This window comes from Streptococcus atopicus, assembly GCF_049166725.1.
Classification (GTDB): Bacteria; Bacillota; Bacilli; order Lactobacillales; family Streptococcaceae; genus Streptococcus; species Streptococcus hominis.
In genome coordinates this window covers 1-12685 of sequence record NZ_JBMHFC010000015.1, presented here as the reverse complement: position 1 = coordinate 12685, position 12685 = coordinate 1, and the positions used below count along the sequence as shown (strand labels likewise).

At 38.2% G+C, this 12685-nt stretch carries 11 protein-coding genes; 4 read left to right on the top strand and 7 right to left on the bottom strand.

Annotated features, from left to right (window positions below; translation table 11 throughout):
- Positions 1-348 precede the first annotated feature (348 nt).
- The 3 genes from ACOMA9_RS09215 to ACOMA9_RS09205 all read right to left on the bottom strand — a co-directional run bounded on the left by ACOMA9_RS09215 (position 349) and on the right by ACOMA9_RS09205 (position 2831).
- Complete coding sequence (locus ACOMA9_RS09215) at positions 349-1221, bottom strand: helix-turn-helix domain-containing protein (protein WP_070670159.1); 873 nt, start codon at positions 1219-1221, stop codon at positions 349-351.
- A gap of 147 nt (positions 1222-1368) precedes the next feature.
- A complete protein-coding gene (locus ACOMA9_RS09210; RefSeq protein WP_330945336.1) occupies positions 1369-2001 on the bottom strand; it encodes an SGNH/GDSL hydrolase family protein in 633 nt (210 codons plus the stop codon).
- Positions 1998-2831, bottom strand: coding sequence for a Cof-type HAD-IIB family hydrolase (locus ACOMA9_RS09205; protein WP_049534143.1), 834 nt, complete (start codon positions 2829-2831; stop codon positions 1998-2000). Before ACOMA9_RS09205 ends, ACOMA9_RS09210 begins: the two co-directional genes overlap by 4 nt.
- Before the next feature lie 358 nt (positions 2832-3189).
- Here ACOMA9_RS09205 and ACOMA9_RS09200 point away from each other — a divergent pair, with 358 nt between their 5' ends.
- Positions 3190-4335, top strand: coding sequence for a cobalamin-independent methionine synthase II family protein (locus tag ACOMA9_RS09200; RefSeq protein WP_330945335.1), 1146 nt, complete (start codon positions 3190-3192; stop codon positions 4333-4335).
- Positions 4336-4623: 288 nt separating this feature from the next.
- Here ACOMA9_RS09200 and ACOMA9_RS09195 read toward each other — a convergent pair whose 3' ends face one another.
- Both ACOMA9_RS09195 and ACOMA9_RS09190 read right to left on the bottom strand, forming a co-directional pair.
- Positions 4624-5010 (bottom strand): VOC family protein, encoded by a 387-nt coding sequence (locus ACOMA9_RS09195; protein ID WP_022525334.1) that lies wholly within the window; start codon positions 5008-5010, stop codon positions 4624-4626.
- Positions 5000-6439 (bottom strand): glycoside hydrolase family 1 protein, encoded by a 1440-nt coding sequence (locus ACOMA9_RS09190; protein WP_106083229.1) that lies wholly within the window; start codon positions 6437-6439, stop codon positions 5000-5002. The genes ACOMA9_RS09195 and ACOMA9_RS09190 overlap by 11 nt, the downstream gene beginning before the upstream one ends.
- A 111-nt stretch (positions 6440-6550) precedes the next feature.
- Between ACOMA9_RS09190 and ACOMA9_RS09185 the strand changes: the two genes are divergently transcribed.
- The 3 genes from ACOMA9_RS09185 to ACOMA9_RS09175 all read left to right on the top strand — a co-directional run bounded on the left by ACOMA9_RS09185 (position 6551) and on the right by ACOMA9_RS09175 (position 8903).
- Complete coding sequence (locus tag ACOMA9_RS09185) at positions 6551-7420, top strand: AraC family transcriptional regulator (protein ID WP_022525336.1); 870 nt, start codon at positions 6551-6553, stop codon at positions 7418-7420.
- A 14-nt stretch (positions 7421-7434) separates the two neighbouring features.
- Positions 7435-7980 (top strand): HXXEE domain-containing protein, encoded by a 546-nt coding sequence (locus tag ACOMA9_RS09180; RefSeq protein WP_070670151.1) that lies wholly within the window; start codon positions 7435-7437, stop codon positions 7978-7980.
- Between the two features lie 86 nt (positions 7981-8066).
- Positions 8067-8903, top strand: coding sequence for a C39 family peptidase (locus ACOMA9_RS09175; RefSeq protein WP_421425295.1), 837 nt, complete (start codon positions 8067-8069; stop codon positions 8901-8903).
- A 90-nt stretch (positions 8904-8993) separates the two neighbouring features.
- Here the strand turns inward: ACOMA9_RS09175 and ACOMA9_RS09170 are convergent, their stop codons facing one another.
- Positions 8994-10259, bottom strand: a complete 1266-nt coding sequence (locus tag ACOMA9_RS09170) for a CapA family protein (protein WP_330945333.1) — start codon at positions 10257-10259, stop codon at positions 8994-8996.
- Between the two features lie 157 nt (positions 10260-10416).
- Positions 10417-12339 carry a beta-glucoside-specific PTS transporter subunit IIABC gene (locus ACOMA9_RS09165; protein WP_330945332.1) on the bottom strand — a complete coding sequence of 641 codons (1923 nt, stop codon included), beginning with the start codon at positions 12337-12339 and terminating at the stop codon, positions 10417-10419.
- Positions 12340-12685: the final 346 nt, after the last annotated feature.

Sequence of the window (12685 nt, the reverse complement as noted above, 5' to 3'; positions counted from 1 at the left end):
TTTTGTAAAAATCAACACATTTTAGAAATATTTGTAATTTTTTTGTAACATTTTCTTTATTCTCATATTCCTGATAGAAACAAAAAATTTTTGATAACATTCTTCATATTTTTAACAGAATTAAATCTCCTTTCTAGGTACACATTATATACCTTTGAATAAACTATTTCAATAGATTTTTATAAAAATAGTCATTTTTTTTATAATTATAACTATAATTATCTTCTGCGCTTGGATATATTCCCTTAGTTTTAAGGTAGCAGTTTCAAAAATAAAACACGAATAAAATTATCCCCATAATTAACTGGACATAAGATTATTCGTGTTTTTCTACAATTTATCTTTAACTTACACTTTTTGAAAATTATCACGAAGATACTTTTCAAGCGTCAATGCCATTTTTTCATTGCCGCTTAGTTTATATAATACTTGCGAAAGCGTAAAATATTGTTTTACAATACTTTGACTAGAAAAATCCTCGCTAATATTTGCTAATATACAGTATAAATCTGCTAATAAATAACTACAACTGTATTCATTACATTTTTCAATAACATCAAGCGTTTCCTCTATTCCCTTTTCAATCTGAGAGCTTTTCCAAAGATAGCGACAAAAATTATATCTAATTTTAATATAAATTTTCAACTCTATTATATGAGTAAAGTCAATACTTTGAAATTTAGGTAGTACTGCTTGATAACATTTTTCAAATTCATCATTATTTTTTTCTTCTAAAAAGAAATTAAGCAAGGTATTAGAGATACGAAGGTACATTAACTCATCTTTATTTAATCGCACAAGCATTTGTTCTAATTTTTTAATAGCCTCTTCTCTTTTATTATCACAATGAAATGAAACAATTGCCCCTATCCATTCAAGATAATTTTGGTCTGATAATGGCAATCTATGTTGTTTATCAACTTCTAAACTGTATAAATATTTTAATGAATCATACTCACGCTTTACTAGAAAGGATTCTACCAGCTCTTTGAATTGTACCAACTTAGATGTCTCACCAAGTACACTATCATCAAAAAAATAGTTCATTGTTACATTCATTTTTTTTGATAATGAATATAAAAGATCCGAACCAGGCATATACTTGCCTTTTTCCATTCTACTAATCTGACCTTGCTCACATACCCCTTCTGCTAATTCTTTTTGAGATAACCCTAATTCCAATCGCTTACTTTTTAATCTTGTAGCTAATAATGTACTCATACTATTCCTTCAACATTTTATAATTATTTTTCATTATATCATATGAGTTAAAGTATATAACATTAAATTTTTATGACAATAATAATTTTTGGGTATTATATCTATTGAAACGAGTTCAAAATTGCCAATCTATAGTTGACTCAAAGATTACAACTGTTCTGCTATTCGCTCTGCCAACACTTGGTATCCCGCAACGGTCAAATGCAATCCGTCGGTGGTAAATGCTTCTTTTAATTGTCCTGTTTCGTCTAGCAGGTTGTCATAGACATTCACAAAGGTCACACTCATATAAGCAGAAGCTAACTCTTGATAGACATGGTTGAGACTTTGAATTTTTCGATTGCTTCTTCGATGAACGCGCTTTTTGTAAGTAGCAGTTTCATTTACTGGTAGGACAGATAAAAGACAAACTTCTGCAAGAGGATAATTCCTAGTAATCGTTTGGATGATATTTTCCACATTTTTTACTGTTTCTTGCTGCGGGATTTCCTTGCCAATATCATTGGTGCCGATGAGGAGAAAGACCTTATCAACTGCCTGCCCAAATAAAAGAGATTCTAAATGCTCTAGCAACAAATCGGATCGATAACCTCGAATTCCACGGTTTATTAGTGTTTTTGACGTTTTAAATAACTCATGTAAGGGAAAATACTCTACGATAGAATCTCCTAGAAAAAGTACATCGGGATCTTTGATGGATATACAATTCAAGTCTTGGTATTTTTTTCTAATTTGTTCTTGTTCATTTAAAAGCCATTGGTCTAGTAATTGAACTGTCATATACACGCTCCTTTGCTCAAATAGTTCTCTAATATTTTTAAGACTCCTGCCTCTGTATTGGCTGGTGCAAGGTGATCGGCAACTGTTTTTACTCTCGGATCAGCATTCTCCATAGCATAGGAAATCCCTGCTAATTGCAGCATTTCAATGTCATTTTCACTATCTCCAAAGGCCATGATGTCCTGCTCTTGAATTTTCCATTTCTGCATCAGTTGTTTCAATCCCCAAGCTTTATGGATCCCTTTTTGCAAAATGTCAATCGCTCCATAGCCGCTTGTGACTGCATTTAATGTGTCTGCAAAATCCTGATTGAGCTGTCGAGTAGCCTGAACTGCTACTTGCTCGTTTACCACCATACTCATTTTCAGAACTTGCGGAAAATCGTCTGGACGTAATGTTTCGACAAAGTTTATCTTTCGGTAAAATTCTTGCGCCATTTCTGCTGTCATGACTTTTTCAATCATAGGGAAAATCGTTCCCGTTTTGACAAAAGCGCCATTTTCAGCTGTGACAACGAGGTGCACATCACGTTCTCTCCCTTCAAAGTAAGACAAGACTTGTGCCACTAGGTCTGGAGACCAACATGTACCCAGCAGTACCTCGTTTTTATCAAAAATCCGCGCACCATTTGCAGCAATCAAGGTCACGCGCTCCAACAAATCACCAAATAACAAGTGCATTCGGTGAATTTCATTGCCCGTTGCCACCACAAACCGAATCTCCCGCTTGTCCAGCTCATCCAATATATTTTTCAACCGACTTCGATCGAATTCCCCTTTTTCATCTAAGAGCGTGCCATCCATATCAGTCACAATCATCTTAATTGGCATGTTATCACCTCTAACAATTATTCATTTCAAATTTAAATCTCATCGTTCATTTATTTCATAATGTATGACTATCCTTTTGCCATTTCTGTAATTCCGCTTGGATAATGCAAAACATTATTTGCTACATTTACATCTTATTTCAAAAGGATTATATTACGTCTAAATATATCCCAGTAAACAAAGTTTTTCTTTTATTTTACCAAAAAGAGAGTTGAAGAGGAAACAATTGTATTCAAGTAAGGACTGGTCTTTTCAGATATAGTTTTAAACTATATCCCTTCCTCTAAATTAACTATTTTTCAAAAGTGCTTAGCTTGTGTACAATAAAAAGTAAGAAATTTAGAAAGAGGCTTTTGACATGACACAATCAAAATTTCAGCTTGTTGGCTCTCTTCTTCGCCCAGCCAACCTACTTGCCTACAAAAATAAAATCGAACATCGTGATGATATTCGCTATCCATTTTACGATAATTTTCCTGGTTATCATGAGACAGAGACAGCAGAAATCAAAAAAGTGATTGCTGATGAAAAGGCAAACGGTATTGATATTCTGACAGACGGCGAATATTCGAAATCAATGTGGCATTTAGACTTTGTTTGGGGTCTTAAAGGTATTGAACGCTATATTGCAGACCACGGTTACACTTTCCAGGATCACGACGGCGGACAGTATGAGACTCGCAAAGACATTGGTATCCGTATCACTGAACCTCTTTCAGGGAAGAATCATCATTTCTTAGACATTTACAAATTGCTCAAGGAAGAAGCTGGTGATACGCAAACAAAATTAACGATTTGGGGACCTGCGCATGCTTATACTGAACTGGCTATCTTTGACGGGCTGGCTGGCGATGATCAAGTTTACAAAACAAATGAAGAATTAAAGGCCGGTCTTATCAAGGCCTACAAAGAATTCTTGACAGAATATAAAGAAGTTGGCGGGGCCATCATCCAGTTTGATGATTGCCTTTGGGAACTTTTTGACGAATCAAATCCTGCTTCATTTTTTGCCGACGGTAATGCTGCGCTGGCTGATTTAGCTGATGAATTCATTGCGATCAATAACGAGGTAGCTGATTACGGGCATCAATTAGGACTCAAAGTTTGGACACATAACTGCCGCGGAAATTATGAAAGCCGTTCTGCCTCAGGCGGAACTTATGAAGCGATTGCGGAAAAATTCTTACGTGATCAACACTATGACCGCTTTTTCTTGGAATGGGACAGTGATGTATCTGGTGACTTGAAGGCTCTTGCTTCTCTGAAAGATAAAGATGCCGAAGTTGTTCTTGGACTTCTTTCTAGTAAGACAACTGATCTGGATGATGAAGAACGTGTGCTTCGTTTATTAGAACAAGCCAGCACCATCCTTCCTAAGGAACGTCTCCTGCTGTCACATCAATGCGGTTTTGCTTCCTGCGATTCAGGTAATGAACTAGCTATTCCACAACAATGGGCTAAAATAAAACAAGGTCAAGAAATCGCTAAAAAGTTTTGGGATTAAGTTGTACGCGACAACAGCTCTTGTGACTATTTAGTGATCCCTTATAAAATGCGAGACAAACTTCTTTTTGAGGTTTGTCTTTTTGATTTCCAGCAATAAATACCACTGAAAAAGAATACTATTAAAATGATTTCTCTATTGAGAAATTTTTGAAGATAAAACTATAACAATTTACACTTCAACCATTTTCCCTTGCCCCTCTGTTACAATTCTTCAGTTCATTTGTGTAATCTGAAAAAGACCGAGTCTTTCGACTCGGTCATGCTTATAAGGAGCAAATTTAGCTACTCATACGGTCAACTCAATCTGATTACCTTCCAAAACTAGAATACAACTTTCATAGTAACCATCGCCTGTCAAACGTGGACCGCTTAAAAGTTGATAACCGTCTGCTTGGAGTCTAGCTGTCAATTCATCTACCTTTTCCTTGCTTCCTAGACTGAAAGCCAAATGATGATAGCCCAAAAAGAGAAGTTCTTGGTTGTTCTCCACTAAACCTTCCTTTCGGGTCATGATTTCCAATCTTGCTCCTTCGTCAAAGCTGAGGAAGTAAGACTGAAAACCTGTTTTCTGATTATAGTAGAGCTGATTACTTTTTGCTTCAAAATATGTTTCAAAGAAGCATTTCGCCCCTTCTAAATCTCGAACATAAAGGGCTGCATGCTCAATCTTCATAGAGTTTTTCTCCGTTCGTTGCAATAACTTCTTTGTACCAGTCAAATGATTTCTTCTTGTAGCGAGCCAAAGTCCCTGTTCCATCGTCGTTTCGGTCAACATAGATCAATCCGTAACGCTTGCTCATCTGAGCTGTTGAAGCAGACACGAGGTCAATACAGCCCCAAGTGGTATAGCCCCAGAGTTCAACACCATCTTCAATTGCTTCGCCGACCTGTTGCAAATGTTGTTTAAGATAATCAATACGATAATCATCTTCAACAGTCGGACCATTAGGACCATCTACCAAGACATCTTTAGCACCGAGACCATTTTCTACGATAAAGAGTGGCAACTGGTAGCGGTCATAGAAAACATTGAGAACTAGACGCAGACCGATTGGGTCAACTTGCCAACCCCATTCAGAACTTGCCAGATAAGGGTTTTGCAGACCACCTAGAACATTTCCACGACCAGAAGAATAACTTTCTGGGTCATGGGCAGCAACCACACTCATATAATAAGAGAAGGAGATGAAGTCCACGGTATGTTCTGCCATCAATTCCTTATCACCCGGTGCAAATTGAATCTCGATTCCATTTTCCTTGAAGAAACGGTTCATATATGCTGGGTATTTACCACGCGCATGAATATCTGAAAAGAGATAGTTTTGATTTTCAAACTCACGGGCAGCCAGTACATCCTCTGGTTTTGGCGTCATCGGATAAGCTGGCATGGCTAGTACCATACAACCAATCTTAAAGTCTGGATTGATTTCATGCCCAATCTTCGTTGCAAGAGCTGATGCCACTAGTTCGTGATGAACTGCTTGATAAAGGTCTTGCTTGGACAATTCTTCTACTGGTGTTGCAATCCCTCCACTCATAAATGGCGCATGAAGAACGGAGTTGATTTCATTAAAGGTCAACCAATAGTTCACCTTGTCTTTGTAGCGAGTAAAGACAGTACGAACATAGCGCTCATAAAAGCCAATCAAATCACGATTTGCCCAACCATTGTACTTGCGTGCCAAGTGTAGCGGTGTTTCATAGTGCGACAAAGTCACTAAAGGTTCAATGCCATATTTTGCCAATTCATCAAAGAGATCATCATAAAACTTTAGACCTGCTTCATTTGGCTCCGCTTCATCACCATTTGGGAAAATCCGTGACCAAGCAATGGAAGTACGATAAACCTTGAAGCCCATTTCTGCAAAAAGGGCAATGTCTTCTTTGTAACGATGATAAAAGTCAATCCCTTCTAATTTAAGATTGTCTAGTGTTGGCTCATCTGTAATCAAAGGATTGAGATCACCTGCTTTAGCTGGCATGCCGCCTTTTGGTGTCACATCTTGAACCGAAAGACCTTTCCCGTCCACATTGTAAGCTCCTTCGTATTGATTGGCAGCTGTTGCACCGCCCCAAAGAAAATCTGCTGGAAATTTACTCATGACTTTTACCTCTTTTATTTTTCACTTAATTATATTATAATCTTAGACAAGAGTATTTTCTAACACAATTCTCTTATAAATTGGTATTATTCTACGAAAGAGGCAACACTTATGGATCTGGGAACATTACACAAAGATATCGTTTACAAAAATCAAGGCACTCCTTATTCTCTCACACGAACCATTACAAAAAACGGTCAGCCGGACATTCTCTTTCATTGGCATACGGATGTTGAACTGGTTTATGTTCATGAGGGAACTGCGCAGTTTCACATTGATTATGATTACTTTAATAGTGAAGCAGGTGATATTATCCTGATTCGTCCCAACGCTCTTCACTCCATTCACCCGATTGAAAATCAACGCCACTATATGGATGCGATTAACTTTCATTTGGACTTAATGGGCTATTCTGCTATGGATCAAGCTAGTATTGAATATTTGCAGCCACTTTATAATGGTCAGCTGGATTTTGTTCGTGTCATCAAGCCCAATCAGCCAGCCTATGCAGACATTCGGCAGTGTTTACTTGATGCCATGAAAACAGGCTATTATCGTACAGAGTATTTTGAATTTCAGCTCAAAGCCCAGCTCAACCAACTCTTTTTTCTCTTATTTGAAAATGGCTATGTGATTTCAAAAGAGCAATCTTTAGAAGGCTATCGCAAGGAAGAAAAAATCCGTACCATTATTGACTACATCGGTAGTCATTATCAAGAGGAGCTCACGATTGATCAGCTTGCTCAAATTTGTAGTTACAGCGATACACATTTCATGAATTTCTTTAAGAAACATCTGGGTGTGTCTTGCATGGAATACGTGATTCAATTTCGCTTGCGAAAAGCGGCTGAACTCTTGCAACACTCTACCTTGCCCATCCTAGAAATTGCTACACAGTCTGGCTTTAACAATCTCTCTAACTTCAATCGTCAGTTTAAAAAGTATTACCAAATAACTCCTAGTCAATATCGGAAAAAATAACAAGGAGACATTCAATGAAAGATACTATCTGGTTGTTTCCGCTGCTATTCATTTTTCATGATTTGGAAGAAATCATTGGCTTCATGCCGTGGATAGAGCGAAATGAAAAACTGCTGGCAAAAAAAGCCGTCTTCATTCTAAATACCCACAAAGGCTTATCCACAGAAGGTTTCGCGCTAGCTGTGGCAGAGGAATTTGTCGTGGTGCTCCTCGTCTCGTTCTTTGCTCTTATTTGCCACACTCGCCTACTTTACCTCATCTGGCTGGGCGGATTTGTCGCTTTCGCTCTTCATCTGGTGGTTCATATCCTGCAAGCTATCTGGCTTAGACGCTATATCCCAGCTCTTGCGACCTCTATCCTGTGCTTACCAGTTAGCAGTATCATCATTTGGAAAGCAAGCACTTTACTTCATGTCAACACAGTTGAACTCCTCTTTTTCAGTCTCATTGGTATTCTCATTCTCATCAGTAATCTCTTTTTTGCACTCTGGTTAGGGAGGCAGTTTTCTGGGTGGCTGAATAAGATTTTTTACAACTCGGAAAAAATTGAAAAACTTTAACATAAATGGTACACTAAAAATGTAAACGAATTCACAAAAATTAGAAATACGGCATTATAGTTTTGAGAAATAAGGGGGGAAGAATTATGAAAAAAGTCATATACTCGTCAATTGTTTTCTTATTAGCCTTCATTGTGATTACTGCGTGTGTTCATGGAAACACAGCACCAGCAAAACCATCAGATACTGTTAAAGCCAAGCAAACACAACGTTCTCATTTTTCTGCCTCTCAACAAAATTCTTCTAGTTCAAGCCAGACAAGTTCTTCTCAAACCTCAACTGCTGGAGAAAACAATTCTTCAGCTACTAATAAAACAGTCCCCTCTGAATCTATAGATAGTACCGACTCAAAAAGTCATGTAGGAGGGGAAAAGGTCCAACTAAATATCTCTACAATTGTCCAACGACGGTGGAATTACTGCGCACCAGCAACCGTATCTATGATACTGGCAAGTCAAGGTCTTCAGGTTGACCAAGCCCAGCTAGCCAATGAAATGGGAACAGATGAAACTTTTGGAACTCATAATAGCAATGCTATAAAAGTTTTAAATCGCCATTTGTTTGGCTACGATGTACCATCAGGAAATCAAGCAGGATATCGTTTAGCAACTGTAACCAATCCTAATTCTGATTCAGAAGATATGAGATTATTCAAAAAACGCCTGATTCAAAATATCAATGGCGGCTATCCAATGTACTACACTTTCAATAATAGCAAAATATATCCCGGCAAAAGTGGAGAGCATAATGTTATCGGTGTAGGATATGTCTTAACAGAAGATGGTTCAGATGTTGCTTATGTCTATTATTTAGATCCATCTTATTTAGTCCAAGATTCTGTTTATGGAGGGTTGAAAATTGTGAGTCCAGAAGAATTGCTAAATGCAATGGTAAGTTGTACTGAGCCAAACTATGCATGGTAAAAATCCTCTATACTATTGAATTTTACCAAAAACAAAAAGCCAGAAATTCTCAACGCAAGAATCTCTGGTCTTTTTTCTAAAGGAATAAACTTATTCGTTCCATTTCAAATTGACATGCTCATTCATTTCCTGATAAGCAGTGTCAATTCGTTCTTTGGTGGCTTGGACTAATTGATTACGGTATTTTCCACCTTCAATGAAATCTTCTAAAATATAGGTCTGATAGGTGTAGAGAGGATAGCCTTCTGGTGAATACGTTCCTTTCGCCACACGACTAACCCAACTTGGATGCGCCTGTACTTTCTTGATAATCGTCCCTTTCTGTGATTTCTCAACTGTCACGTCCATGAGCACGCCGCGTTCTGTCCATTTTTTATTTTCCACACCGTCCATCGTCTCGATTCGCTGATTGGAGATGAAATTACCCATAGAATAGATAATGAATTTCTTTTGTCCATTTTGTTCGACGACTTCTGATGGTTCAACGACATGCGGATGCCCGCCGAAAATAATATCCGCTCCCCACTCAATCATCTTATGATAAAGAGTTTTTTGCTCCTGTGTCGGTTCCAATTGATATTCAACCCCCATCTGAGGCATGACAATGGTAATGTCTGCCTCTTTTTCGGCTCGCTCAATTTCTTTTTTCATCTTTTCTTCATTTAAATCTGACAAATAATGATTGTAGTCTGCCTGAGAGAGGTTTTCTTCCAAGCCATTAAATCCATAAGAATAAGCTAGAAGTGCAATTTTAATCCCATTTACTTTTTTAATGACAAGTGATGATTTATCCCGATTTTTATGAGTATAAACCCCAATTGGTGTAATGCCTTGTTTTTCAAAAGCCTCCACTGTTGTGGTAACACCTTCTAATTGGGAATCTAAAATGTGATTGTGTGCCAAATCCACGACTTGATAACCAGCGTCTTTGATAGCGGATACCACCGACTCTGGCGCATTGAACAGCGGGTAGCCCGCCAAAGGATAATTTGGTCGAATCGTCCCTTCAAAGTCTCCTAATACCAAGTCCGCTTTTTTCAACCAAGGTTTGACATATTGATAATTCTCTGTGAAATCATATGTCCCGTCTGACTGTAAGGCACTCATATATAGAAGGTCATGATACAGCAAATCTCCATTTGCCATGATACGAGCCATCTGTACACCATTTGAGGAAGAAGACATTTTTTTCTTTTGTACAACACCTGTTTTTGCCGACTTTCCCTTAATCGTAATGCTATCGTTTATTTTTTCAGCTACTAAAATCACACTTGCTACTAAAAACACTACACAAAGCAAGCCTAAAATAAACTGCCAATTAGTTGCTGACTGTATTTTCCGTTCTGATCTTTTCATCTCCTGCTCTCCTATAGCTCTATTGTAGCACAAAGAAGCAGACATGACGCAGGAAATGATAAATAATAAAAAGGACGAAGCATGCTTGTAGTAGCTCTAGTTGATTTTTCGACCAACTGTTTAGAACTCTACAAGTTTTGCTTGTCCTTTTCTTAGATTATTTACTTACTTTCAGCAAATCATCGCCTAGTTTCACATCGCCGTCAGCTAATGCTTCAACTGTCTTATAATCAGCTGTATTGGTTACAATGATTGGAGTTGTAACAGGATAACCTGCTTTCTTGATAGCATCTATATCAAAGCTTAGCAATAATTGACCCGCCTTGACCTTTGAGCCTTGAGTAACATGTGCCATAAAGCCTTCTCCTTCAAGAGCGACTGTATCCATGCCCACGTGAATCAAGATTTCAGCGCCATCATCAGTCGCTAAGCCAATCGCATGGTTGGTTGGGAAAAGCAGACGAATCACACCGTCAGCAGGAGCGACAACTTCGCCAACGCTAGGCTCAATTGCTACACCTTGACCCATTGCGCCACTTGCAAAAACAGCATCAGGCGTATCTTCGAGTGCGACCACTTTCCCGCTAAGCGGAGCTGTGATGACTTGCTCAGGAGCAATCTCTTCAACTGGCTGACTGATTTCTTCAGCAGCGACTTCTTGTGCCCCACCATAAAGAGTTGGAATCTTTGTAAATTGGGTCAATACAAATCCAAGAACAAAGCTGATTGCAATTGCTACAAGGAAGTGAATGAGTAATAGTGAGTCTTTTGGATCAATGAAAGACGGAATCGCAAAGAGTCCCATTCCACCCATTACTTGCATTTTGGCATTAAAGAAAGCGAGATAAGCCCCTTGAACTGCACCAGCAATACAAGTCATAATAAATGGTGTTCGCATTGGCAAGGTAATCCCGTAAATAGCTGGTTCTGTTACTCCAAACAAAGCTGAGATAAAAGCTGGAATAGCCAACTGTTTGACTTTTTCTTCTTTTGTACGCAAGAAGATATTGAGCAATGCTCCTGCTTGCGCAAAGCAAATAGCAATAGAAGCTACAAGAATGACACCTGGTCCTTTTTGTAATTCCAAAATTGCAAGCGGCACCAATCCCCAGTGGAGACCGAACATAACCAACACTTGCCACAAAGCACCCAGAATAATTCCATAAATAATTGGGCTGAAGCTATAAATACCTGTGAAAATAGCACCGACTATATCAGAAGCCCATGTCATGACTGGTCCAATAACAAGAAATGATAACGGTACCGTGATTAAGATAACAAAGAATGGAACAACAAAGACTTTGACAACATCTGGAATAATTCGTTTAAAGAATTTTTCAATTTTTGAGCCAACCCAAATTGCTAGAATGATTGGCAATACAGTTGATAGATAAATAGAAGCAGGAAAGATAATCGGCAAACCTAAGAAAGTTGCGTAGATTTTTGACTCAATAAAAGTTCCTGCAAATAGCGTGTAGAGTGGTTTAGCAGCTGTAAAGCTAGCTGCGATATTTGGATAGACCAAGGCAAAGCCAATCGCAAGCGCTGTGAATTTTTCCATTTTAAACCGCTTAGCAGCAGTCAAAGCCAGAATCAATGGTAAGAATTGGAAGAATCCATCACCAGCGGCATTTAAGATGACATAAGCACCGTCTGTCGACTTAACACCACAAGCTGCCATAATGGCAACTACACCTTTGATCATACCAGCTGCAGAAAGAGCTCCCAGCATTGGTTGGAAAAGTCCTGACACCAAAGCGATAAATCGGTCAAATAGATTTCCTTGCGGAACATCTCCTTCATCCACATCAATACTATCCTCACCAGAAATACCTGCTTCCTTAATGACCGCCGCATACACATCTGGCACGTGGTTCCCAATCACCACTTGGTATTGTCCACCAGCTTTTACAACCGTTACAATACCGTCTCTATTTTTCAAGTATTCCGTGTCTGCCTTGCTCTCATCTTTCAGAGAAAAACGCAAACGCGTCACACAGTGCACTAACTTGATGATATTTTCCTTGCCACCAACGTGAGCAACAATATCCTGAGCTAAGTCAGTATAATCTTTTGCCATAATGGACCTCCTTTATTTTTTAGGTCAGCTGTGTTGTTGCACATATAAATATAGAACAACGATAACAAAAAAACCTAAACACATACCAAATAGAAAGTAGTTCCCCTACTTCATATCTCGTATTTGTCTAGGTTTTGCCTGCATGACCAGTAACAATCCATGAATTAAGTATAACACAAGTTTCTAAAAATGCAAGCGGTTTCTAAAAGTTTTTTTAAAATTTGATAAATTGCAAGAATAAGTGCAACATTTATTCGAACTCATCCTCTAGAGCTTCACAAGAAGTTCTGTAACCTAAACATTTTCGTGGTCGGTGATTGATATTATATAAAGCCTTGTTCAAATC